Genomic DNA, 22,816 nt, shown 5'->3' with positions numbered 1-22,816 from the left:
AAACGGTTTTTTTTGTGCCGAATACACGATTTTACCATTTGATTGTCGTTAAACCGTATAAACACGTGCTTGTTGCTACCATGCAAGTAGCCTCGTTCTGCATGGGACTTCATACGTGGATGATATAATCCGCGCTAAACCTTCTATCAGATTCCTATGAAACTAATTGGCTCCATTCCTAGTCCTTTTGTAAGAAAAGTCCGCGTCGTCATGGCGGAAAAGAAACTTGACTACACTTTCCTGTTAGAGGATGTGTGGGCGGCTGATACCACTATTCAGCAATCCAATCCCTTGGGTAAGGTGCCGTGCCTCTTGATGGAAGATGGCGGTGCCATGTTTGATTCGCGCGTCATCGTTGAATATCTCGATACGCTGACACCGGTAGGCAAGCTGATACCGGCGCATGGTCGTGAACGTGCCGAAGTCAAATGCTGGGAAGCCCTGGCCGATGGCATCCTCGATGCCGCTGTACTGATTCGCCTGGAAAAAAACCAGCGACCGCCAGAACAGCAAAGCCAGGCATGGATGGACAGGCAAATGAGCAAGGTCTTGTCTGGCCTGAAATCCATGTCCAGTGGTCTGGGCGATGCGCCGTTCTGTTCCGGCACCCATTTGACGCTGGCAGATATCAGCGTTGCCTGCGCGCTGGGCTGGCTGAGCTTCCGCTTTCCTGAGATTGACTGGCGTGGCGATTATCCGAATCTGGCCAAGTTATTCGACAAATTGTCGGAACGTGCTTCTTTCAAGGATACTTTGCCGCAATAATTTTGTGACTGCCTCAAGATAAACACCAAGGTAAACACATAAATGCAAAAAGGGATGAGGCGCAAGCTTCATCCCTTTTTGTTTCGTCCTTAGTCTTGCAACAGACCTTGCAACAGACTTATTCTTCTTCAGACATTTGTGACTGCAGGTAATTCTGGATACCGATTTTTTCTATCAGTTCCAGTTGTGTTTCCAGCCAGTCTATATGTTCTTCCGTATCTTCCAGAATGGTCTGGAACAGGTCGCGTGATACATAGTCGCCCACTGTTTCACAGACGGCGATGCCTTCCTTGACGGTTTTTTGCGCAGCGTTTTCGAGCTTCAGGTCACATTGCAGCATTTCCTGAGTTTCTTCGCCTATCATCAACTTGTGCAAGGCTTGCAGGTTTGGCAAGCCACCCAGCATCAGGATACGGTCTATCAGCTTGTCGGCATGCTTCATTTCGCCTATGGATTCGGAATATTCCTTCTTGGCTATTTTTTCAAAGCCCCAGTGCTTGTACATGCGTGCATGCAGGAAATATTGATTAATGGCGCTCAATTCATTGGTTAACTGAGCATTCAAGAGTTTGATGACTTTCGCATCGCCTTTCATGGCTTTCCTTCCGTATTTAATTTGCTTATGAACTTACCGACATCATAGTGCATACACATAAAAAAAAGAGGCAAGAACTGCAAATAATGCAGTCTGCCTCTGTCGTCGTCGCTTAAAGTCAGAATAATGCAACTTGGGATGGGGAGACCCCAGGATAGCTGATTTTGACTACGACCCTTAAATCTTGCAACATCCTTTATGTATTCAAACTGAAACTGATCGTTGCCGTGGCAATCACGGTCAATGCCTTGCCATCTTCCAGGTAGGGCTTGAAAATGGCGCGCATGATGGCAGTCTTGGCGGCTTCGTCCAGGCGATTGGAGCCGGAAGATTTTTGGATATCCACTTTCTCTGCAACACCTTTCTCGTTCACCAGTACCCGCAAGGTGACTTTACCTTCTTCGCCCATGCGGCGCGACATATGCGGGTAGTCTGCCTGTGGCGGGCGCAGGTATTCAACGGCACTGATTTGTTTTGGCGCAGCTGGTGGTGCCAGGGAATTGCCGGGTTCTGCTTTGGCAGCAACCGCAGCTACCGGCTGCGGTACCTGAGGTGAGGGCTGTACCGTGATCTGATGTTGCTCTACCGGGATATCCACTACAGGTGTAATTTGCGGCACCACTGGTATGGGGGGCGGCAAGGTAGTCAGTTTTTTGGTCGGAATAGGAGCCGGTGCTTGCTCTGGTTTGCTGACATGCGGCTGTATCATGGTCAGTATCACTTCTTTCGGCAGTATTTGTACTGCATGCGAAATCAGGCCATGCTCAAGTGCATAAAATAATCCCAGATGCGCCAGCACGATGCCGGTGAAAGAAACGATCCGTGATCTGGGAATGGGCGCTGGGCCGTTATGGTGACTGAGTGTAAGTGTAGACATGATAAATATCAGGCAGGCTGAACGCTGGGCTGAAAATGTAATTGCTGTATGAAGTTTTGCAGGCCGGATGATTTGTTGGCATTGTTGTCCATACAGTCGCGCATGACCTTGCGGGCACAGCCGGCGCATTTGCCGCAGCAGGTGCCTACATCCAGTTGCTCGCGCAATTCGGACATGGTGGTCACACCCATGGCAACCGCCTGGTGTATTTTCTTCTCAGAGACATTATTGCAAACACATACAATCATGAAACCAGCTCCATTAATTCAAATCTCTTCGGCCACCAGCCAATAGCCAGCTCAACCTGTGCATCTTGCTTTGCTGAGGAGATTTTCTCTCCACCAGACTGGCCCACTGTTCTGACAGTTGCTGACAGGTCGCCTTCAGCACCGGTGCCAGATCCGGTAAATTGGCCAGTACTTTCAGATGGCGCTCTATCACCGACGCCAACCGGGTTCTGGTCTGTTCTGCATCCGTTTGCGTACTGCTGACCGTGTAATGCGACATCAGATGCAAAACGGCTGAAACCAGTAATTCCGGCTGCCTGGACTTGTCTGCCAATGCAGACGGGTCATCATTGAGCAGCGTTTCATCCGGCATAGTTGGCTCCATCGGTCAATTACGGCTTCAGGCAGTCAGAATCAGCTTGTTCAGTTGCGTGATACGCAGGCGATAAATACGGCCTTCGTGATCAATTTCAACTTCACGTTTATGCTGCATCAGCTCAGCGCTTTTGAAACGGGGGATGATTTTTTGCTGTTGCACAGCAATCGTTACCGGACCCGGCTCAACATCTTGAATAGCATCATTAGTACTCATATTTTACCCTGCAAATCTAAACGATAACAATTCTTATTTAGATTATTGAATATTCGCCTGAGTTTGGCAAGCATTTTTTATGCAGTATTTGATGTGCAGCAGTTATCCCTGGAAAACACCAGGTTTTTTCGGACAGATTTGAGGAGGTTCAGGCAGATGTTTCCCTTTGGGAAACTTTGTGTAGTAGCTATTCGCAAATCTGGCAACGTATGCTGCCAGGTGGAACGATCAATATGAAATGCTTGTCAGGCCAGGTCTGTTAACCTATATGGCCTATGATAGGACTGTTCTTTACTATGTATGTCTCAAGCTGCCAGGTTGGCCATGGCTTCACCCATGCAGATGGATTTTGCCGCCGCCCAGTCCGGATTGAATGCCAGCTTGTTTTGAGGGAATAACATGACTACCGTGGAGCCAAGCAGGAAGCGGCCCATTTCTTCTCCCTTTTTCAGTACGATCTGTTGATCGTCATAGCGCCATTCACGCACCTCTGCACTGCGGGGTGGGTTGACCACACCATGCCAGGTGGTCACCATACTGCCGACAATGGTGGCGCCAACCAGTGTCAGCACAAACGGGCCGAAGGCAGATTCAAATACGCAGACCACGCGCTCATTGCGGGCAAACAGGCCAGGCACGCCGCGTGCCGTAGTCGGGTTGACCGAAAACAGCGCGCCTGGCACATAAATCATGCGCGTCAGACGGCCATCGCAAGGCATATGGATGCGGTGATAGTCACGCGGGCTCAGGTAAAGTGTGGCGAAATTGCCGTCATTAAACAATGCTGCCAGGCTGGCATCGCCACCGACGAGGGCCGCGGCTGAGTAGCTATGACCCTTTGCCTGGAATATCTGACCCTGGTTAATCGGTCCAAACTGACTGATGGCACCATCCACCGGACTCAGCAAATCACTGCTGGCCAGCGGGCGTGCATCGGCGCGCAGGGGGCGGGTGAAAAATTCATTGAAACTGGAATAACTGCCAATGTCCGGATTCGCTGCTTCATTCATGTTGACCTGGTATTTACCGACAAACCACTGTATCAGGCGGGTAGTCAGCTTACCTGCTTTGGCATTGGCAACTTTACCGGCAAAGATAGTCAATGCTTGTTTGGGCAACAGGTACTGGGGCAGGACAGCGAGGCGATCGGACACGTTATTCACTCTCAAAAAGGTCAAGTCAGCGATTATAACGTTGCATTTGGATAAAGCCGATTTTTCTGTGTGCATGTTTCAGAGTCGTCTTAAATATTTCCTTCGGTCAACTTTTTTGCAAATGCAGGGTGCATATGCTATCGTCAGAAGAAATATCTATAATTCTTCTCCCATGTCCGATGACAGCCAGTTAATAGTGATTGATCAGGTCAGGATAGGAATGTTCATCAAACTCGATCTGAGCTGGTTTGAACATTCGTTTCCCATGAACTCGTTCAAGATCACCAGCCAGCAACAGATCGACGAACTTCTGGGTCTGAAGCTCAGGCATGTGCGGTATCTTCCGTCCAAGTCGGATCCGCTGTCGGCCACGCCTGTCGACAGGAGCGTCGCCACCACGGCTGTGTCCACGGCAACGGTACCGGCCGCTGCACCCGCTGGCCAGGTATATGCCAGCATTATTGATGCCAAGCGTGCGCGTTTTGAGAAATTGCAAAAACAGCGGGAAGAAATTGCCCGCTGTGAAGAAAAGTTCGTCAAGGCGGCGACGGTCGTTAAAAGCATCAATAAACTGATCTTCTCGCAACCGGCGGAAACCATACAGGAAGCCAGCAAGCTGGTGGACAGCATGGCCGAAGTATTTCTTAGTGGCACAGATACTGTCATGCATCTGATACAGCAGACCGCAGGCAGTGAAGAAATGTATTTTCACACCTTGAACGTGTCAGTGCTGGCCATGATGCTGGCGCATGAAATGAAATGTTCGCCGACACAAATCAAGACCGTTGGTATTGCTTCCCTGTTCCATGACCTGGGCAAGGTGAATGTGCCTGAACATATCCTGAATAAAACCGGGCCTCTGACCAAACCCGAACAGCATTTTTTTGAACTGCATACCCAGTATGGCGTCGAGGTGGGGCAGAAGGCCGGCCTGCCTGCAACGGTGCTGGATGTGATCGCCCAGCATCATGAATTTATGGATGGCAGTGGGTATCCGCATCATTTAAAGGGCGAAGCCATACGCATGCCCAGTCGTATCGTGACAATCGCCAATGTGTATGATAATTTATGCAATCATAATGATCACAGCTTGTCGTTGACGCCGCATGAAGCACTATCGACCATGTATGCCCACCGACGTACCCAGTTTGATCAGGCGGTGATGGCGACACTGGTCAAGAGCCTGGGGGTTTATCCACCTGGCACGCTGGTGCGTTTGTCGAATGAAGCCATTGGTCTGGTGATGAATGTGAATGTGGGCAAGCCCTTGCGCCCGCGTGTGCTGATGTATGATGCAGGGATACCCAAGGAAGATGCCATCATTCTGGACCTGGCGGAAGAAAGCAAAGAACTGTCCATCAGTGCCAGTATCCGGCCCGGACTGTTGCCAAGAGCCATTTACGAATACCTGAATCCGCGCAAGCGGGTGAATTATTATTTTGATTCGCAATCGAAAAAGACCCAGAGCAATCCCCTGCCTGGTGCACGCTAACCGGAAGCCGTCTACACCAGTATGTCACAGCCCTCATCGACGTTGAGCAATGGTTTGCTGCGGCATATGATAGACCGCAGCCGTGAGGCCATACTTGTCGTCGACAAACAGCAGATGACGGTGGTGGACGCCAACCAGTCTGCCTGTCAGATGTTATCGTATGCGCGTGCGGATTTATTGGGGCAGGCACTGTCGTTTATTGAATGTTCCTTGCAGGATGTATTTTTCTGGGAGGGATTACATGCCGATGCGATGGAAGCGCAGAGCGTCGTGGCCGAGAGTGAATGGCTGAGTGCTGGTGGCATCTCTTTCCCCGTTGAAAAAAGCGTGTCGGTTTTCAGTGAGCAGGGACAGGATTATTTTGTGATCCATGCCCAGGACATTACCCACAGGCGCCAGGTCGCCGAGGGGCAGGTGCACCTGGTGGCGCAACTGCAAAGTTCGCTGGATGCCACGGCCGAGGGTATCCTGTCGGTCGATTTGCAGGGCAATATCATCAACCTCAATCAACGCTTTTCTGCCATGTGGCATTTGCCGGATGACTTGCTCGCCAGTCGTGACGAAACCCAGATATTTGCCCACCTGAAAGCGGCCTTGCTGAATGCCGACAGCTTCTTCCTCAATTTGCAAGCTGTCAGGGACGATCCCAATCTGGAAACCGAAGATTTGATGACCCTGAAAGACGGTCGTTTTTTTGTCTGCGTTTCCAAGCCCGAGTTCTTGCGTGATCGCCGCGTTGGACGGGTATACAGCCTGCGCGACATTACCCAGATGAAGGAAGCCGAGCGCAGCCTGGTTGCAGCACGGGATGCTGCACAGCAGGCCAGCAAAGAAAAATCACGTATGGTAGAAGCCTTGCTGATCAGTGAATCACGCTTGCGTCGGCTGGTTAACTCCAGTCTCATCGGTATCATGCAGGGCAACCTGAATGGCCGGCTGACCGAAGCCAATGATGTCTTGCTGCAACTGGTCGGCGTGACACGCTCAGAATTTATCGATTCAGGCATGAACTGGATGGACAAGGCCTCAAAAGAGAGCCATGCCAGCCATGACAAGGCATTGCAGGAAGTGCGCCTGCATGGACAGGCGAAACCATATGAAGGCGAAGTGCTACGCAAGGATGGTGCACGCATTCCCGTCATGGTCGGCTTGGCGCAGCTTGAAGGTTCGTTTGAAGAATGGGTCGGTTTTGTGCTGGACCTGACCGAGCAGCGCAAGGCTGATCGCATCAAATCCGAATTCATTTCCGTCGTCAGCCATGAACTGCGCACGCCTCTGACATCGATACGCGGTGCCCTGGGTTTGCTGGAAAACGGCGTTGCGGGTGATTTGTCCCCTAAAGTCATGCAACTGATTAAAGTCGCACACAAGAACTGCCAGCGTCTCGGGGTCCTGGTGAATGACATCCTGGACATGGAAAAACTGGCATCCGGCAAGATGATCATCAATATCGAACGGTTTGACCTGGTCGCCGCTACCCGGCAGGCCATTGAAGCCAATGCCGCCTATGCCCAGACCTTGCAGGTGCGTTACCGCATCATGGCTCACCCCGAACAGGCATGGGCCATGGGCGACAGCGTGCGAGTGATGCAGGTGTTTGCCAATCTGCTGTCGAACGCGGCCAAGTTTTCACCTACAGGCGATGAAGTCGAAATTCATATCTCTGAAACATCCGGGAGTTATAAAGTCGAAGTCCACGACAAAGGGCCAGGTATCCCTTCTGCCTTCAGGGAACAGATATTCAAGAAATTTGCACAGGCTGACGGCACCAATACCAGGCAGCAGGGCGGTACCGGGCTGGGCTTGAATATCACCAAAACCTTTGTCGAAAAAATGGGTGGCGAAATCGGTTTTGAGACAGAAGCCGGCAAAGGAACCGTGTTTTGGTTCACCCTGCTGGCTGGCGTCAAACGTCGTGATGACAGGGTGGGTTGAGCTTGCCACCAATGGACGCATAGCGATATCAGATATCTTTTAACTAAATGAATAGTAGTTAAAATCTATTGGATATTTAAAATTCATAGTGATATGCTTTGTTCCGTTGTGGATACATCATTCACCTTTATGTCAAATCAGGAGAAATTAATGAAAACCGTAGGTCAAAAACTCGACGCATTCAAAGTCCCAGCAGCTAAGCCAGGCTTCAATCATCACGAAGAAAATGGTGTGTCCGCATTTGAGGACATCACTGAAGCTTCGTTCCCAGGCAAATGGAAAATCATTTATTTCTACCCAAAAGACTTCACATTCGTTTGCCCAACAGAAATCGTTGAATTTGCTAAACTGACAAGCGACTTCGCTGACCGTGATGCTGTTTTGCTGGGTGGTTCCACCGATAACGAATTCTGCAAACTGGCATGGCGCCGTGAACACAAAGATCTGGACAAACTGAACCACTATGCGTTCGGCGATTCAACTGGTTCTTTGGTAGACATGCTGGGTGTACGTGATGTCAACGCCGGTGTTGCACTGCGCGCGACTTTCATTGTTGATCCTGACAATGTCATCCAGCACGTTTCTGTCAACAACCTCAACGTTGGCCGTAACCCGACAGAAATCCTGCGTATTCTGGATGGTCTGCAAACAGATGAACTGTGCCCATGCAACCGTACAGTAGGCGGCTCAACTCTGTAATAACCTATTCACGATCTTACTGCGCGGGCGTGATCGGGGCTCATGCGCTGCTCAAAATGCTCATGTACTAGTAGGGTACATTCCGCTTTTTGCGCTGCGCTTAGTTACCCTTACCCCGCTGACGCCCGCTCGCTACAGATCGTGAACAGGTTCTAAGTCAGGGTAATGCTGTAGATGTAAAATAAACCCGCTCCGGCGGGTTTTAAAACCACTTTTTGATAGGTAAATACTATGGAATTCTTGAATTTAATTAAAAGTCGTATCCCTGATTACGCCAAGGATATCCGTCTGAACATCGATGGCACGATCGCCCGTTCCAGCCTGGAAGGCAATGATGCGGTAGGCGTGGCACTGGCAGCCGCCTTTGCTGCAAAAAGTACCGTGATCATTGAAGCCATCAAATCCAGTGGCGCCATCACACCAGAAGAAATCAATGCAGCGCTGACCGCAGCGGCTTTGATGGGCATGAATAATGTCTGGTATCCATATGTGGAAATGGCAGATGATGCCGACCTGAAAACTCAGGCTGCCCAGTTGCGCATGAATGCCTATGCGACCAACGGCGGTGTCGACAAACGTCGCTTCGAGATGTATGCCTTGTCGGCTTCCATCATCGGCAAATGCCATTTCTGTGTGAAATCGCATTTTGAATTGTTGAAGAAGGAAGGCATGTCGGCGACGCAGTTGCGGGATGTGGGGCGAATTGCAGCGGTCGTCAATGCCGCAGCGCAGGTCATTTCTGCTGAGACTGTCTAACTACATTCTGCCGGCTTGCCAGTTGTGCTGCGTGCTGTTTGTTGTGCGCAGTTTGGAATATGGCTGCTCTGTAGATTGAAATTCCCTCTCCTTCAAGGAGAGGGGTAGGGTGAGGATGGGGTTCTGTCGATAAACAGTGATCTTATTTTCGTCATGCTTGCGAAGGCAGAAATCCATCGGTCTGATGCTCCACCGGGCTGGCGTTCCACCGGGCTGGCGTTCCACCGGGCTGGCGCTCCAGCGGTGTTCGTTGCACGTTTGAGTCATTATTCAAGCGATTGTTCTTCGTAGATACGAATGCGATCTCGGTCAATCAACGGTAATCATAATATCGTCATTCCTGCGAATGCAGGAATCTAGTGGCGTTTGTTGCATTGCCGTACTTTGATTAAAAGATTGCTCTCCGTGGACACAAGCCGGGACTCGGCCCGGCGGCCGAAATACTTTCTTTGCTTCGCCAAAGAACGGAATCAAAGAAAGGCGACCGCAGACTCGCCCTACGGGTGCTTACGCTGCGCTTCAGCATAATTTGTGCGTCACAAAAAATGGGAAGATCCGCAACTCGCTTCGCTCAAACATCGGATCTTCTTTATCCATTTTCTGTGACGCACAAATTACATCGTCCCAAGCGGATTAAAGTCAAAAACAACTTCAAAAGCAACCCCGAAGTCAAACCCAAAATCAAAACCAACAGCAACAGCAACGTCAATTCAACCAATATTTGTATATTGCCGAATGCGGTCAATCAACGGCTGTTTTGGGGTTGTAGTTGTTTTTGAAGTTGATGTTGTCTTTGATTTTGCTTCTGTTTTTGACTTTCGCAGTTCCGCTGTGGCGATGCCGTTTGTGCGATACAGAAAATGGAAAAAGAAGGTCCGGTGTCTGAGCGAAGCGAGTTTCGGACCTTCCCATTTTTTGTATCGCACAAACGGGGACCCCGAAGGGGCAGCGACGCCGCGGGCGCATTCTTTTGCTTACTTTTCTTTGCAAGAAAAGAAAAGTGAGTAGCTGTCGGGCTACCCCCGACCTGCAATCGCAGTTCAACGAACGTAGTGAATAAAAAAACTTCACCAAAATATTTTGGAGCAGTCGCCTAGCCTAGCGAGGCGCGGCCTGCAATCGTAACTCAACGAATTTGGCGAATAAAAACGGTTCGCCAAAATATTTAGGGGTAATGGGCCAAAGCGGATTAAAGTCGAAATCAACTGCAAAGTCAAAACATCAGCATTTCAACTACTGCTGATTACGCCACGTTTCAAACTACCGCGACTTCCTCTTAAAAATACTCACCACAATCAATACCAGCACCAGCGGTAACAAGAATGGTGAAAACACCATCAGTAACAGGCCGCCTATCAGTACAGCTATGCCTACCAGTAAAAACGATACACCGGCGATGACCAGGCCGGCCATGATCATGGCGAAGACGACAGCGATGACGGCGACGGCGATGCCGGGCAAGGACATGCCAGTGCTGGAGAAGATGTCGAAGTCTTCCAGGTCCCAGTCCATGTTCAGGTCCATAGGCGTGTCGAGCATATACCACACCAACAGCAAGAGTATGCAAAACAGCGTGAAGCGGGAGGAAGACTTTTGTTCGGACATGGCTGGGCTCTGTTAACAATCAGGTGCGAAATTATTTACCGATATTGAGAAAGGGGATTGCACCACCCGTTGTCGTGGGCAGGCGGCCATCCCATTTTTCTATCGCCCTGGCCTGATTCTCGGTTTCGCGCAGGCGCAATAATTCTGGCGTCACCTGCTGTCTTTGCAAGGCCAGTGCTTCGGCTTCAGCGCGGGCGCGGGATACTTTCTGTTTGGCTTCCACTTCTATCCTTTGCAGGTCGCGTTCGGCCTTCATCTTCAACTGGTCGGCGGTGGTTTTTGCTTCGATCGCTTCATTGAAGGTTTTGCTGAAATTAAAATTCACGATGGAAAATTCATCCACGATCAGGCCATGCCTTGCCATGCGTTCTTTGAGTGCCAGCACGATTTCATCACGTACCTGCGAGCGGCGTGAAATCAGTTCTTCAGCGGTGAACCTGGCAGTGACGGCTTTCACGGCTTCCTGTACGCTGGGGATGATGATACGCTCACCAGCCTCGTTACCCAGATCACGATATACCGAGACCACAGCATCTGGCCTTACATGATAGTTGATGGCGATCTTGGTGTGTACGGTTTGCAAGTCTTTTGATGCGGCATCACCATCGCCTTCGCCTTTCTGGATGGCGACCGATACCTTGTGCAGTTTTTGCGCTATCGGCCAGACAAAGTGTATGCCTTCGCTATATACCTCATCCGAAGGTTTGCCAAACGTGGTCAGCACGCCACGATGGCCGGCCGGGATGGTGGCAAAGGGATTCAAGAGAAACAGGATGACAATAACCAGTAATGCTAGGCCAATTTTAGGAAGATTTTGCATGATGCGTGATTCCGGTTTCGTTAAGTGAAGACATCCGCAGTATAGGTGTACTTTGAATAACTGTTTCCGGTAATCGGAGGAAGAAACTACCGCTTCTGAAAACTACAGTTTTTGAAAGTCGCGGTAAATGCCTGTCAGTGGCACATCTCCGATGCGCATGCTGGCGCGGTACATGCCTTCGGTATTGAAGGGCAGGACAATATTGCCCTGCCTGTCTATACCTATGATGCCACCATGCCCCTGCAATTGCGGCAGTTTTTCCATAATGGTTTTATGCGCGGCCTGTTCCAGGCTCAGGCCAGCGTAGTCCATTTGGGCTGCGATGTCATGCAGCGCCAGGCTGCGCATGAAGGCTTCGCCAGTGCCGGTGGCAGACAGGGCAGCAGTGCGGTTGTCTGCATAGCAGCCGGCACCCAGCATGGCCGTGTCGCCGACACGCCCTGGCAGTTTATTGGTCATGCCACCGGTAGAGGTGGCTGCTGCCAGATTGCCATGCATGTCGAGTGCGACGGCACCAACGGTACCGAATTTTTTATCCGGATCCAGTGGTGCTGCTTCCGGCGTGGTGCCTGATGTTGCGGACAGCTTGTCGCCGTCGTGGTCGAGCAGCATACCGGCTTCCTGTCGTGCGCGAAGCAATTGCACATAACGCTGCTCGGTATGAAAGTAAGTGGCATCTTCTATTTGCGCGCCATGCTGACGGACGAATTGTTCTGCACCTGGTCCTACCATCAACACATGCGGGCTGTGCTCCATGACTATGCGCGCTGCCCGCACAGGGTTGCGCAAGTTTGTCACGCAGGCGACTGCACCGGCACGGCGATGTTGGCCATCCATGATGGCAGCATCCATTTCTATCTGACCTGCACTGGTGTATACCGAGCCTTTGCCCGCGTTGAACAGGGGGCAGTCTTCCAGCAGGCTGACCGCCACCGTAACTGCATCCAGCGCGCTGCCGCCGTCGGCCAGTACGCTGGCACCGGCAACTACAATGTCATGCAGGGCAGTCAGGTAAGCCTGTTCTTGTTCTGTCGTCAGTGAACTGCGCAAGATGGTACCGGCACCACCATGGATGGCGATACCGGCAGTGGCTTTGGTTTTCATCTTGAATACCCGCGTTCAGGCCGGGCGATCCATGTCAATGATCTTGCTGGCAGCAGCAGCCTGTGATTTGCGGCTGGTGGCGTTGGGTTCCTGATACAGCCAGGGCAGCATGAACTTGGTCATCTCTGATGCCGCATGGACGGGCGCTTTGGCCTGATGGGCGACGGCACTGCAAATGGCTTCAATCAGGCACAGGGCAGCACCTTCGGAATTCGGCGAGAAATTACGTCGTGTCTGCGCATACAGTGTGACATTCGCCAGCGATGCAAGGGGCGAACTGGGGGCGTCGGTCAGTGCCAGGATAGGTACACCCTTCTCTCGCAATTGCTGCAAGATGGTGACCACGTCTTCGGCATAGCGTGGGAAGGAAATGCCGATCACCAGGTCGCGCTCTGTATACTTGAATAATTGTCGCGCTACATTCGATGGCCCGCCAGAACCCAGGGTGGATTGCACGGTGTTGCAAAACGGGTCCAGGCTATGCGCCATCAAGCCGGCCAGGAAGGCGCTGGCACCATAGCCGACGATATAAATTCTTTCCGCATTCAGGATCTGGCGTACGGCATGGTTACACAAATCAGGGGCCAGACCGCGACGGGTGGCTTCCAGATTGGCCATGTCTTCATTCAGAGAACTGGAAATGATTTCTGTGCTGGTAGCAGGGCGCTGGATTTCACTGCGCAGGTTGTCAATAGGGGCCAGCATGGCTTCGAAGCCATACACCAGTTCTGCACGAAATTGCGGATAGCCTTCAAATCCCAGCGCCCTGGCGAAACGATTCGCTGTTGCAACAGAGATACCGACTGCATTTGCCAGTTCATCGATAGACATCGTGGCAGAGCGAAAAACATTCGACAACACGTAGTCTGCTGCTTTTCTATGTGCTTTTGACAAGCTCATATAGACCTTGCCTATGCGTGCATTAACAGTACCACCTAGTGCTTGCGTATCAGGACGATTCATATCGACTGGCTTTTCTGGTGAAGTAGAAATGTAAATATAATTTCATCGATTTAAATTGTAAAGAAATGAATCGTGTCAAATCGATGATTGTCTCTCTCCGTACATATTTTGGATAAATCGCACATTTAAGGAGAATTGTCAGAATAAACAAAAGACATCAAATTTTGTTCTGAAATTAGACTTATTCACTCAAGCTAATATGTGTACCGGAGGAAAGATTGCGATCACCAGCCAGGAGAGACCCTGGCTGGCATACGATTTATATCAATTTCTGTGTGCTGAACGCTGCTTTTCCGGCTTTTTGGAGGAATTTGGCGAATGGATGGGCCAGTTTTGCCGGCTGGCCAGATAAACACAGGTAGGTATTTATCTGGCATGGGTGCAACTGCTGATCAGCTTTCTGTGTGGGCGCGTGCAGCGACGTCGATAATACCACCACCAAGGCAGACATCACCATCGTAGAGGACGGCTGACTGTCCGGGGGTGACAGCCCATTGTGCCTGCGGGAAGGCGAGGGAAAAGCGTTGTTCATCGCCATTGAATTCGCAGGCGACATCGGGCTGGCGATAACGTGTCTTTGCAGACAGGTCACCTGCCTGGGGTGCATGGCCTGCCACCCAGCTCACCTGTCCGGCTTCCAGCGATTCTGACAACAGCCATGGATGGTCATGTCCCTGCACCGCATACAGGGTGTTGGCTGTGACATCTTTTTTCGCGACATACCAGGCGTCACTGCTGCCATCGGCATTCTGATGGGATTTGATACCGCCTATGCCTATGCCTTTTCTTTGACCCAGGGTATAGAAACTCAGGCCCACGTGCTGACCTATGACTTCACCTTCCGGGGTCTGGATGTTGCCTGGCTTGTAGGATAGATAACGGTTCAAAAATTCACGGAAAGGGCGTTCACCGATGAAACAGATGCCGGTCGAATCTTTTTTCTTTGCATTGGGCAGTTGCAACTGTTCGGCAATCTTGCGCACTTCGGTCTTGTGGATTTCACCGAGTGGGAACAGGGTATTTGCCAATTGCTGCTGGTTCAGCCTGTGCAGGAAATAGCTTTGGTCCTTGCTGGCATCCATCGCTTTTAATAACTGAAACTGACCATTCATTTCGCGCACGCGCGCATAGTGGCCGGTGGCGATGTAATCGGCACCCAGCTTCATCGCATGGTCAAGAAAAGCCTTGAACTTGATTTCGGCATTGCACAGTACGTCCGGATTGGGCGTGCGGCCAGCCTGGTATTCACGCAAAAATTCCGCGAAGACACGGTCCTTGTATTCGCTGGCAAAATTGACGGCTTCGATATCGACACCGACTACGTCAGCGACGCTGACTGCGTCGATCCAGTCTTCACGGGTCGAGCAGTATTCGGAATCGTCATCGTCTTCCCAGTTTTTCATGAACAGGCCGATGACTTCATAGCCCTGTTCTTTCAGCAGCCAGGCTGATACCGAAGAATCCACACCACCAGACATACCGATTACGACTTTTTTCTTGCTCATTATTGATGTTCCAAGTTTCCAAGTGCGCTTGGATGGGTAAACAACAGGGATAGCGGCGCATGCTGCCCCTGCAAATAATCATTGATGCACTGCATGACCAAAGGGCTGCGATGCCTGTCCTGTGACGCCAGCAAGTCGGCATAACTCATCCACACGGTGCGCAGGATGCCGGTATCAAGCGGCCTGTCCTGCGCTGCACCCAGTTCCCCGCTGAAGGCAAAACGCAGGTAGGTCACGGCTTCACCCGTTGTGGGGGAAATGAAACGTGACATATACGTACCGATCAGGCCGGTAGGAGTGAAAGCGTGCGCGGTTTCTTCCAGTGTTTCGCGGATGACAGCCTGTTCCAGCGATTCGTTGGGGTCCAGATGACCGGCAGGTTGATTGATGCGGATACCGTCAGGTGTTTCTTCTTCAATCATGAAAAACTGTTGGTCGCGTTCGATAATTGCGGCTACAGTGACGGAGGGTTTCCAAATGGCAGACATAGCATTTCCCGGTAAGTCCGACATTTTACTTTGCCGTCAGATTTTGTGTGGCAATCCAGCAAATTTGAGACCGAATTAGCTAATGCGTAATTTATCTATGGCCCGATTGCAGACAGCAAAATTCCTGATTTTTTAATTTGCACCAAACTAATGCAGCTTGAAGATTTTTCTTTAAGTGACTGTTTTTAATAAAGAAATAAATAATTCCATGCTTCCTGATGCCGGGCGACATCCTGAAATTTGCGCCGTAAAAATCATAAAATCAAGAAAAACGAACGGTTGTGCTAAAAAACAATTTGCGTGTAATATCGTTGTCGAATACTAAATGTAAGATTCGGGTAAGAATTGTATAAGTTGTCATACAACTGGGTCCGACAAAATTAGTCTTGAGGCCAGAGCCTGCCCTTGGCCTCATCAGTGCAGAATCATGGGTACCGCATTATCAGTACGACCAGTACAGAACGATCAGGATGTAATGATCAGCACGGAATTTATTCACCGAATTTATTCACATCAGGGAGCAATCTATGAAAATCGGCATTCCCGCCGAGTCACGGCCGGGGGAGACGCGTGTTGCGGCAACCCCAGAAACCATAAAAAAATATGTCGCCGCCAAACACCAGGTCATCGTGCAGTCTGGTGCTGGCGTAGCTTCCAGCATTACCGACGAAGCCTACCAGGCGGCTGGTGCTGAAATCGGCACGGCAGCCGATGCATTCGGCGCTGAGCTGGTCTTGAAAGTGCGTGCACCAGATGCAGATGAACGTGCGCTGATGAAATCGGGCACAGTGCTGGTCGGCATGCTCAATCCTTTTGACGCAGACAATATTGCGGCAATGGCCACACACGGCCTGTCCGCATTTGCACTCGAGGCTGCACCGCGCATTACCCGTGCGCAGTCGCTCGATGTCTTGTCTTCGCAAGCCAATATCGCCGGTTACAAGGCCGTCATGCTGGCCGCCAATACTTATCAACGCTTCATGCCCATGCTGATGACAGCGGCGGGCACGGTCAAGGCTGCACGCGTGTTGATCATGGGTGTGGGCGTGGCCGGCTTGCAAGCGATTGCCACAGCCAAGCGCCTGGGTGCAGTGATTGAAGCATCCGATGTACGTCCTCCAGTTAAAGAGCAGGTTGAATCCCTGGGTGCGAAATTTATTGATGTGCCGTATGAAACAGATGAAGAACGCGAAATCGCCAAAGGTGTGGGCGGTTATGCCCGCCCCATGCCGGCAGCATGGATGGCGCGGCAAGCAGCTCTCGTGCATGAACGTGCCAAGCAGGCTGACATCATCATCACCACGGCATTGATCCCAGGTCGCAAGGCACCAATCCTGATCTCGGAAGAAACCGTCAAGGCCATGAAACCAGGTTCAGTCATCGTCGATATGGCGGTAGAACAGGGCGGCAATTGCCCCTTGTCTGAACTGAACAAGACCGTCACCAAATACGGCGTACACATCATCGGCGAGCCTAACCTGGCAACCCTGGTGGCAGCCGATGCATCGGCTCTGTATTCCCGCAATGTGCTGGACTTTTTGAAGCTCATCATCGACAAGGATGCTGCGCTGGCGATTAATCGTGAAGATGAAATCGTCGCCGCCACCCTGGTGTGTTCGGCTGGTGAAGTACTGAAGAAATAAGCAGCCGAGTAAAGTTTCAAGATTCAAGATTCAAGATTTAAGATTTTTTCAAGTATCAGAAAGTAGAAAGACCATGCAAAGAAATATGCTCCGCGCCAAAATTCATCGCGCAACTGTGACCCAGTGTGACCTGCACTACGAAGGATCGTGCGGTATAGATGAAGATCTGCTCGACGCTGCCAACATCATCGAAAACGAACAGATAGAGCTGTATAACGTCAACAACGGTGAACGCTTTTCCACTTATGCCATCAAGGGCAAACGTGGTAGCGGTGAAATCTCACTGAATGGCGCTGCAGCCCGCCGCGTACAACTGGGCGATTTGATGATTATCTGTACCTATGCGCCGATGACAGAAGAAGAAGCAAAAGCGTATAAACCGAATGTCGTTTTTGTGAATGGCAAGAATCAGATCACCAGTATTAAAGAGTATAAATAACGTAGCCGGGGCAGGCAGCATGCAAAATCTTGCTTGCTCCTTGCCCACCTAGCGATTTGCATGTCTCAATCCAATTAAAGAGAGGACATCATGGAAGTTAGTCATACCCTTACCAACCTCATCATCTTCGTGCTGGCAATTTATGTCGGTTACCACGTGGTGTGGACAGTAACACCGGCCCTGCACACGCCTTTGATGGCGGTGACGAATGCCATTTCTGCCATCATCATCGTTGGTGCCATGCTGGCTGCCGGCCTGACAGAAGGCGTACTGGCCCAGGTCATGGGCACCGTTGCCGTGGCACTGGCGGCAGTGAATGTCTTTGGCGGTTTTCTGGTGACCCAGAGGATGCTGGAAATGTTCAAGAAAAAAGAGCCTAAAGCACCGAAGGAGGACAAATAATGAGCATGAATCTGGTAACGATGCTCTATCTGATTGCATCCGTTTGCTTTATCCAGGCCCTCAAAGGTTTGTCCCACCCCTCCACGGCACGCCGTGGTAACAGCTTCGGCATGATAGGCATGGCGATCGCAGTTGCGACCACCATCGCCCTCATCGTCAAGCTGAAAAACGAAAGTGCCGGTGCAGGTCTGGGCTATGGTCTGGTTGCCATCGGCGTCATCGTTGGTGGCGGCATAGGCGCAACTTTGGCCAAACGCGTAGAGATGACCAAGATGCCGGAACTGGTCGCAGCGATGCACTCACTGATCGGTCTGGCAGCGGTGTGTATCGCCGTAGCAGTCGTGTCTGAACCATGGGTATTCAATATCGTCGCAAGAGACCAGCCTATTCCTTTCGGTAATCGTCTGGAATTGTTTATTGGTACTTTTGTCGGTGCGATTACGTTCTCTGGTTCTGTCATCGCCTTTGGTAAATTGTCGGGCAAGTACAAGTTCCGCCTGTTTCAGGGCGCGCCGGTGAGCTTCGGTGGGCAGCATCAGTTGAATCTTGTATTGGCGATAGCCATGCTGGGTTGCGGCATTGCCTTCTGCGTCACGCAAAGCTGGACACCTTTCATCATCATGACAGCCCTGGCTTTTGTGCTGGGTGTGCTCATCATCATCCCTATCGGTGGTGCTGACATGCCGGTGGTGGTGTCGATGCTGAACAGCTATTCTGGCTGGGCGGCTGCGGGGATCGGCTTTTCGCTGAATAACTCCATGCTGATCATTGCCGGTTCGCTGGTGGGTTCGTCCGGTGCCATCCTGTCTTACATCATGTGCAAGGCGATGAACCGTTCGTTCTTCAATGTGATCCTGGGCGGCTTCGGTGGTGAAGCAGCCACTGCTGCCAGCGGCGACCAGGCACAGCGTACCGTCAAATCCGGCTCTGCTGATGATGTAGCCTTTTTGTTGGGCAATGCCGAAACTGTCATCATCGTTCCTGGCTATGGCCTGGCAGTCGCACGTGCCCAGCATGCCCTGAAAGAACTGACAGAAAAACTGACGCACAAAGGTATTACGGTCAAGTACGCCATTCACCCTGTAGCAGGGCGTATGCCAGGCCATATGAATGTCTTGCTGGCAGAAGCTGAAGTACCTTACGACCAGGTGTTCGAGATGGAAGACATCAACAGCGAATTTGGTCAGGCGGATGTGGTGTTGGTACTGGGTGCAAATGACGTGGTCAACCCTGCGGCAAAAGACCCCAAATCACCTATCGCCGGCATGCCTATCCTGGAAGCCTACAAAGCCAAGACCGTCATCGTCAACAAGCGCTCCATGGCTTCTGGCTATGCAGGCCTGGACAATGAATTGTTCTACATGGATAAAACCATGATGGTGTTTGGTGACGCCAAGAAAGTCATTGAAGACATGGTGAAAGCAGTTGAATAATCAAGCTGACAGACTGATTGGATCGATGCGACAAAGCCCGATCTGATCTGACCTGGCTTGAAATGCAGAACTGGAAATGCCCAAAAGCGTTGATTCGCTTTTGGGCATTTTTTATGCACCACGCTGTATAGGGTTACAGTGAATTAGCCATTTTTCGATGGCTCAGTTGATACAGCAAAGGCAGAACCAGCAGCGTCAGTATGGTAGATGACAGGATACCGCCGATGACCACGGTAGCCAGTGGACGCTGTACTTCAGCACCGGTACCGGTCGCCAGCGCCATGGGGATAAAGCCCAGTGATGCCACCAGTGCCGTCATCAACACCGGGCGCAGGCGTGTCAGGGCACCTTGTTGTATTGCTGTATCCAATGCCAACCCTTCTTCACGCAGACTGCGTATATAGGCAATCATGACCAGGCCATTTAATACGGCGACGCCGGACAGCGCGATAAAGCCAACACCGGCTGAAATCGACAGGGGAATATCACGCAGCCACAATGCCAGGATGCCACCAGTCAGAGCAAACGGCACACCGGTAAAGACCAGCAAGCCATCCCTGATATTGCCGAACATGGCAAACAACAGCAGGAAGACCATGAGCAATGCTGCCGGCACGACAATTTGCAAACGCTGTGTTGCGGACTGCAATTGCTCGAACGTGCCGCCCCAGGTCGTCCAGTAAGCTGTTGGAATTTTGACTTGCTTTGCCAGTTGCTGTTGCGCCTCTGTCACAAAAGAACCGATGTCACGACCACGGACATTGGCAGTAACCACCACCCGCCGTTTGCCATCTTCGCGACTGATCTGGTTGGGGCCAGGTGTCATATCTATGCTTGCCAGATCTGCCAGCGTGACAAAGCCGGTGTGTGCGGAATGTGCAATGCCGGCAGCTCCGGCAGCACTCTTGTCGCCACCCATATCCCTGCTCATATTGCCACCCAGGCGGATCGGCAGGCGCTTGATGGCCTCAATATCGCTGCGCAGTTTTTCTGGCAAACGCACCACGATATCGAAACGCCGGTCGCCCTGAAACAGGGTGCCGGATTCCTTGCCGCCTATCGCCGCAGAAATCACTTCCTGTACCTCGCTGATGTTCAGGCCCAGTCTGGCCGCTTTTTCACGGTCTATCTGTATGCTCAGCATGGGCAGGCCAGTGGTTTGTTCTACTTTGACGTCGGCAGCACCGGGGATTTTTTCCAGCACCCCGGCAATCTCTTCCGCTGAACGGTTCATGACATCCATGTCGTCACCAAACACCTTGACCGCTACATCACTGCGCACACCAGAGATCAGTTCATTAAAACGCATTTGTATGGGCTGGGTGAATTCATAATTATTGCCCGGCACTTTTTCCACTGCTTGCTGGATGGCTGCAACCAGGTCTTCCTTGCTGCGTTGCGGGTCTGGCCAGGTGTTGCGCGGTTTTAGCATGATAAAGGTGTCGGCCACATTCGGCGGCATGGGATCGGTAGCAATCTCAGCAGTACCCAGTTTGCCGAACACTTTATCCACTTCGGGGAAAGTGCGGATGATGTGTTCCAGTTCTGTCTGCATTTGCAGGGCCTGGGTCAGGCTGGTGCCGGGTATGCGCATGGCATGCAGGGCAATATCACCTTCATTCAGGCTGGGGACAAACTCACTGCCCATGCGGCTGGCCAGCAAGCCGCTCAGGGCCAGTGCCACCAGTACAATACTCAGAACCAGCGCCTTGCTGCGCAATGCAAAAGTCAGCAATGGCTGATACGCCTGTCTGGCCCAGGTCATCAGACGGTTTTCTTTTTCGCTGACGTGGTCGCCTATGAACAGGGCAACTGCGGCAGGGATGAAACTCATCGACAACACCATTGCCGCAATCAGCGCTGCAACCACGGTAAAAGCCATGGGGTGAAACATTTTACCTTCGACACCAGTCAGTGCAAAAATCGGCAGATACACCACCATGATGATCAACTGTCCAAACAGCAGGGGCCGGCGTGATTCTTTTGCCGCAGCGAACACTTCTTGCAGGCGTTCATTGCGGTTCAGTACCCGTCCTGCCGTAGCCTGTGCGTGGGCCAGTCTGCGCACGCAGTTTTCGACGATCACCACGGCACCGTCGATAATGATGCCAAAATCCAGCGCTCCCAGGCTCATCAGGTTGGCACTGACCTTGTTGCCCACCATGCCGGTAAACGTGAACAGCATTGCCAGAGGTATCACCATGGCGGTGATAAGAGCAGCACGGATATTGCCCAGAAACAGGAATAAAATGACGATCACCAGTACCGCACCTTCCAGCAGGTTTTTCTTGACAGTGTTGATGGCCTTGTCGACCAGGGTGGTGCGGTCATATACGATGCTGGCCACAATGCCTGCGGGCAGGTTGCGATTGATGTCTTCCAGTTTTTTTGTGACTGCCTGCGACACCTTGCGGCTGTTCTCACCTATCAGCATGAATACCGTGCCAAGTACGACTTCACGACCATTTTCGGTGGCTGCACCGGTACGCAACTCCTGGCCTATGCTGACATCGGCAACATCTCGAATGCGCACCGGCACGTTTTGTTGGCTGCTGACCAGTACATTGCGGATATCTTCCATTGATGCCAGTTGCCCCGGTGCCCGCACCAGATATTGCTCGCCACGCCGCTCTATGTAACCGGCACCGGCATTACCATTGTTTTTTTCCAGTGCGGTGACCACGTCCTGCCAGTTCAGACCATGCGCCACCAGTTTTTCCGGCGCGGGCGCTACCAGAAATTCCTTGGCATAGCCGCCTATGGTATTGATTTCAGTCACGCCGCTGACATTGCGTAATTGCGGCTTGACGATCCAGTCCTGGATTTCGCGCAAGTCTGTTGCCGTGTAAGGCTGGCCGTCTGGTTTTACAGCGCCTTCCTTGCTTTCGACGGTCCACATGACGATCTCGCCCAGACCGGTAGAGATAGGCCCCATGGTCGGTTCTATGCCGGCCGGTAACTTGCCTTTGGCTTCCTGTATGCGTTCATTGACAAGCTGACGGGCAAAATAAATGTCGGTGCCATCCTTGAAAATGATGGTCACCTGCGACAGGCCATAACGTGACAGGGAACGGGTTTGCTGCAGATGCGGCAGACCTGCCATCACGGTTTCTATCGGGAAGCTGATGCGTTGCTCGGCTTCCAGCGGCGAATAACCTGGGGCAGCGGTATTTACCTGAACCTGTACATTGGTAATGTCGGGTACGGCATCGATGGGCAATTGCTGATAACTGAATACACCCAGCGCCGCCAGGGCCAGTGTCAGCATGATCACCAGCCAGCGCTGGGCGATGGAGAAGCGAATGATTTTTTCAAACATGGT

The 22,816-nt window shown here is 51.5% G+C and carries 22 protein-coding genes; 9 read left to right on the top strand and 13 right to left on the bottom strand.

Annotation, left to right across the window (positions count from 1 at the left end; all coding sequences use genetic code 11):
• Positions 1–156 precede the first annotated feature (156 nt).
• Positions 157–765 (top strand): glutathione S-transferase C-terminal domain-containing protein, encoded by a 609-nt coding sequence (locus ACO0LK_RS06200; RefSeq protein ID WP_422973203.1) that lies wholly within the window; start codon positions 157–159, stop codon positions 763–765.
• 118 nt (positions 766–883) lie between these two features.
• Here the strand turns inward: ACO0LK_RS06200 and bfr are convergent, their stop codons facing one another.
• The 6 genes from bfr to asd form a co-directional block, all read right to left on the bottom strand.
• The gene (gene bfr, locus ACO0LK_RS06195) at positions 884–1,360 is read right to left on the bottom strand and encodes a bacterioferritin (protein ID WP_422973201.1); all 477 of its coding nucleotides are present in this window, start codon (positions 1,358–1,360) and stop codon (positions 884–886) included.
• A gap of 196 nt (positions 1,361–1,556) precedes the next feature.
• Positions 1,557–2,237: an energy transducer TonB gene (locus ACO0LK_RS06190; RefSeq protein WP_422973199.1), complete on the bottom strand. Its 681-nt coding sequence runs from the start codon at positions 2,235–2,237 to the stop codon at positions 1,557–1,559.
• 8 nt (positions 2,238–2,245) lie between these two features.
• Complete coding sequence (locus ACO0LK_RS06185; RefSeq protein WP_422973197.1) at positions 2,246–2,485, bottom strand: (2Fe-2S)-binding protein; 240 nt, start codon at positions 2,483–2,485, stop codon at positions 2,246–2,248.
• Positions 2,486–2,498: 13 nt separating this feature from the next.
• Positions 2,499–2,837 carry a hypothetical protein gene (locus ACO0LK_RS06180; protein WP_422973195.1) on the bottom strand — a complete coding sequence of 113 codons (339 nt, stop codon included), beginning with the start codon at positions 2,835–2,837 and terminating at the stop codon, positions 2,499–2,501.
• Between the two features lie 27 nt (positions 2,838–2,864).
• Entirely contained in the window at positions 2,865–3,056 is a 192-nt protein-coding gene (gene hemP, locus ACO0LK_RS06175) for a hemin uptake protein HemP (protein ID WP_422973193.1), read from the bottom strand.
• A 305-nt stretch (positions 3,057–3,361) separates the two neighbouring features.
• Positions 3,362–4,210 (bottom strand): archaetidylserine decarboxylase, encoded by an 849-nt coding sequence (asd, locus tag ACO0LK_RS06170; protein ID WP_422973191.1) that lies wholly within the window; start codon positions 4,208–4,210, stop codon positions 3,362–3,364.
• Positions 4,211–4,382: 172 nt separating this feature from the next.
• Here asd and ACO0LK_RS06165 point away from each other — a divergent pair, with 172 nt between their 5' ends.
• The 4 genes from ACO0LK_RS06165 to ACO0LK_RS06150 all read left to right on the top strand — a co-directional run bounded on the left by ACO0LK_RS06165 (position 4,383) and on the right by ACO0LK_RS06150 (position 9,092).
• On the top strand, positions 4,383–5,702 hold the full coding sequence (locus ACO0LK_RS06165; RefSeq protein WP_422973189.1) for an HD-GYP domain-containing protein: 1,320 nt from the start codon (positions 4,383–4,385) through the stop codon (positions 5,700–5,702).
• Positions 5,703–5,723: 21 nt separating this feature from the next.
• The gene (locus ACO0LK_RS06160) at positions 5,724–7,637 is read left to right on the top strand and encodes a PAS domain-containing sensor histidine kinase (RefSeq protein WP_422973187.1); all 1,914 of its coding nucleotides are present in this window, start codon (positions 5,724–5,726) and stop codon (positions 7,635–7,637) included.
• A 150-nt stretch (positions 7,638–7,787) separates the two neighbouring features.
• Positions 7,788–8,336 (top strand): peroxiredoxin, encoded by a 549-nt coding sequence (locus ACO0LK_RS06155; RefSeq protein ID WP_186950912.1) that lies wholly within the window; start codon positions 7,788–7,790, stop codon positions 8,334–8,336.
• Positions 8,337–8,567: 231 nt separating this feature from the next.
• Positions 8,568–9,092: a carboxymuconolactone decarboxylase family protein gene (locus tag ACO0LK_RS06150; protein ID WP_186950911.1), complete on the top strand. Its 525-nt coding sequence runs from the start codon at positions 8,568–8,570 to the stop codon at positions 9,090–9,092.
• 1,260 nt (positions 9,093–10,352) lie between these two features.
• Here ACO0LK_RS06150 and ACO0LK_RS06145 read toward each other — a convergent pair.
• The 6 genes from ACO0LK_RS06145 to ACO0LK_RS06120 all read right to left on the bottom strand — a co-directional run bounded on the left by ACO0LK_RS06145 (position 10,353) and on the right by ACO0LK_RS06120 (position 15,577).
• Positions 10,353–10,697: a hypothetical protein gene (locus ACO0LK_RS06145; RefSeq protein WP_422973184.1), complete on the bottom strand. Its 345-nt coding sequence runs from the start codon at positions 10,695–10,697 to the stop codon at positions 10,353–10,355.
• 31 nt (positions 10,698–10,728) lie between these two features.
• Positions 10,729–11,517: a prohibitin family protein gene (locus tag ACO0LK_RS06140; protein ID WP_422973182.1), complete on the bottom strand. Its 789-nt coding sequence runs from the start codon at positions 11,515–11,517 to the stop codon at positions 10,729–10,731.
• Between the two features lie 102 nt (positions 11,518–11,619).
• Positions 11,620–12,621 (bottom strand): isoaspartyl peptidase/L-asparaginase family protein, encoded by a 1,002-nt coding sequence (locus tag ACO0LK_RS06135; protein ID WP_422973180.1) that lies wholly within the window; start codon positions 12,619–12,621, stop codon positions 11,620–11,622.
• 15 nt (positions 12,622–12,636) lie between these two features.
• Positions 12,637–13,584: a MurR/RpiR family transcriptional regulator gene (locus tag ACO0LK_RS06130; RefSeq protein WP_186947312.1), complete on the bottom strand. Its 948-nt coding sequence runs from the start codon at positions 13,582–13,584 to the stop codon at positions 12,637–12,639.
• Between the two features lie 392 nt (positions 13,585–13,976).
• Positions 13,977–15,089 carry a tRNA 2-thiouridine(34) synthase MnmA gene (gene mnmA / locus ACO0LK_RS06125; RefSeq protein ID WP_422973177.1) on the bottom strand — a complete coding sequence of 371 codons (1,113 nt, stop codon included), beginning with the start codon at positions 15,087–15,089 and terminating at the stop codon, positions 13,977–13,979.
• Positions 15,089–15,577, bottom strand: a complete 489-nt coding sequence (locus tag ACO0LK_RS06120) for an NUDIX hydrolase (protein ID WP_186947316.1) — start codon at positions 15,575–15,577, stop codon at positions 15,089–15,091. The genes mnmA and ACO0LK_RS06120 overlap by 1 nt, the downstream gene beginning before the upstream one ends.
• A 527-nt stretch (positions 15,578–16,104) precedes the next feature.
• On the opposite strand from ACO0LK_RS06120, the gene ACO0LK_RS06115 reads away from it, so the two are divergent.
• The 4 genes from ACO0LK_RS06115 to ACO0LK_RS06100 all read left to right on the top strand — a co-directional run bounded on the left by ACO0LK_RS06115 (position 16,105) and on the right by ACO0LK_RS06100 (position 19,494).
• Positions 16,105–17,220: a Re/Si-specific NAD(P)(+) transhydrogenase subunit alpha gene (locus ACO0LK_RS06115; protein WP_422973175.1), complete on the top strand. Its 1,116-nt coding sequence runs from the start codon at positions 16,105–16,107 to the stop codon at positions 17,218–17,220.
• A gap of 73 nt (positions 17,221–17,293) precedes the next feature.
• Complete coding sequence (gene panD / locus ACO0LK_RS06110; RefSeq protein ID WP_110255112.1) at positions 17,294–17,659, top strand: aspartate 1-decarboxylase; 366 nt, start codon at positions 17,294–17,296, stop codon at positions 17,657–17,659.
• 90 nt (positions 17,660–17,749) lie between these two features.
• Entirely contained in the window at positions 17,750–18,061 is a 312-nt protein-coding gene (locus ACO0LK_RS06105) for an NAD(P) transhydrogenase subunit alpha (protein WP_186947319.1), read from the top strand.
• Positions 18,061–19,494 carry an NAD(P)(+) transhydrogenase (Re/Si-specific) subunit beta gene (locus tag ACO0LK_RS06100; RefSeq protein WP_186947321.1) on the top strand — a complete coding sequence of 478 codons (1,434 nt, stop codon included), beginning with the start codon at positions 18,061–18,063 and terminating at the stop codon, positions 19,492–19,494. The genes ACO0LK_RS06105 and ACO0LK_RS06100 overlap by 1 nt, the downstream gene beginning before the upstream one ends.
• Before the next feature lie 133 nt (positions 19,495–19,627).
• Here the strand turns inward: ACO0LK_RS06100 and ACO0LK_RS06095 are convergent, their stop codons facing one another.
• Positions 19,628–22,813, bottom strand: a complete 3,186-nt coding sequence (locus tag ACO0LK_RS06095) for an efflux RND transporter permease subunit (protein ID WP_422973171.1) — start codon at positions 22,811–22,813, stop codon at positions 19,628–19,630.
• Between the last annotated feature and the right edge of the window lie 3 nt (positions 22,814–22,816).

The sequence above is a fragment of the Undibacterium sp. Ji49W genome, from assembly GCF_049340205.1.
GTDB lineage: Bacteria > Pseudomonadota > Gammaproteobacteria > Burkholderiales > Burkholderiaceae_D > Undibacterium.
The sequence above is the reverse complement of the archived record's forward strand: the minus strand, read 5'-3'. Positions and strand labels throughout refer to the sequence as shown.

Bases quoted from the DNA above. Each gene is read 5' to 3' on its own strand.
- hemP (WP_422973193.1), bottom strand. From the start codon at position 3,056: ATGAGTACTAATGATGCTATTCAAGATGTTGAGCCGGGTCCGGTAACG.
- ACO0LK_RS06120 (WP_186947316.1), bottom strand. From the start codon at position 15,577: ATGTCTGCCATTTGGAAACCCTCCGTCACTGTAGCCGCAATTATCGAA.
- ACO0LK_RS06100 (WP_186947321.1), top strand. From the start codon at position 18,061: ATGAGCATGAATCTGGTAACGATGCTCTATCTGATTGCATCCGTTTGC.
- ACO0LK_RS06200 (WP_422973203.1), top strand. From the start codon at position 157: ATGAAACTAATTGGCTCCATTCCTAGTCCTTTTGTAAGAAAAGTCCGC.
- ACO0LK_RS06130 (WP_186947312.1), bottom strand. From the start codon at position 13,584: ATGAATCGTCCTGATACGCAAGCACTAGGTGGTACTGTTAATGCACGC.
- ACO0LK_RS06165 (WP_422973189.1), top strand. From the start codon at position 4,383: ATGTCCGATGACAGCCAGTTAATAGTGATTGATCAGGTCAGGATAGGA.
- ACO0LK_RS06190 (WP_422973199.1), bottom strand. From the start codon at position 2,237: ATGTCTACACTTACACTCAGTCACCATAACGGCCCAGCGCCCATTCCC.
- ACO0LK_RS06105 (WP_186947319.1), top strand. From the start codon at position 17,750: ATGGAAGTTAGTCATACCCTTACCAACCTCATCATCTTCGTGCTGGCA.
- bfr (WP_422973201.1), bottom strand. From the start codon at position 1,360: ATGAAAGGCGATGCGAAAGTCATCAAACTCTTGAATGCTCAGTTAACC.
- ACO0LK_RS06155 (WP_186950912.1), top strand. From the start codon at position 7,788: ATGAAAACCGTAGGTCAAAAACTCGACGCATTCAAAGTCCCAGCAGCT.
- ACO0LK_RS06115 (WP_422973175.1), top strand. From the start codon at position 16,105: ATGAAAATCGGCATTCCCGCCGAGTCACGGCCGGGGGAGACGCGTGTT.
- ACO0LK_RS06185 (WP_422973197.1), bottom strand. From the start codon at position 2,485: ATGATTGTATGTGTTTGCAATAATGTCTCTGAGAAGAAAATACACCAG.
- ACO0LK_RS06145 (WP_422973184.1), bottom strand. From the start codon at position 10,697: ATGTCCGAACAAAAGTCTTCCTCCCGCTTCACGCTGTTTTGCATACTC.
- ACO0LK_RS06135 (WP_422973180.1), bottom strand. From the start codon at position 12,621: ATGAAAACCAAAGCCACTGCCGGTATCGCCATCCATGGTGGTGCCGGT.
- panD (WP_110255112.1), top strand. From the start codon at position 17,294: ATGCAAAGAAATATGCTCCGCGCCAAAATTCATCGCGCAACTGTGACC.
- ACO0LK_RS06095 (WP_422973171.1), bottom strand. From the start codon at position 22,813: ATGTTTGAAAAAATCATTCGCTTCTCCATCGCCCAGCGCTGGCTGGTG.
- ACO0LK_RS06150 (WP_186950911.1), top strand. From the start codon at position 8,568: ATGGAATTCTTGAATTTAATTAAAAGTCGTATCCCTGATTACGCCAAG.
- mnmA (WP_422973177.1), bottom strand. From the start codon at position 15,089: ATGAGCAAGAAAAAAGTCGTAATCGGTATGTCTGGTGGTGTGGATTCT.
- ACO0LK_RS06140 (WP_422973182.1), bottom strand. From the start codon at position 11,517: ATGCAAAATCTTCCTAAAATTGGCCTAGCATTACTGGTTATTGTCATC.
- ACO0LK_RS06160 (WP_422973187.1), top strand. From the start codon at position 5,724: ATGTCACAGCCCTCATCGACGTTGAGCAATGGTTTGCTGCGGCATATG.
- ACO0LK_RS06180 (WP_422973195.1), bottom strand. From the start codon at position 2,837: ATGCCGGATGAAACGCTGCTCAATGATGACCCGTCTGCATTGGCAGAC.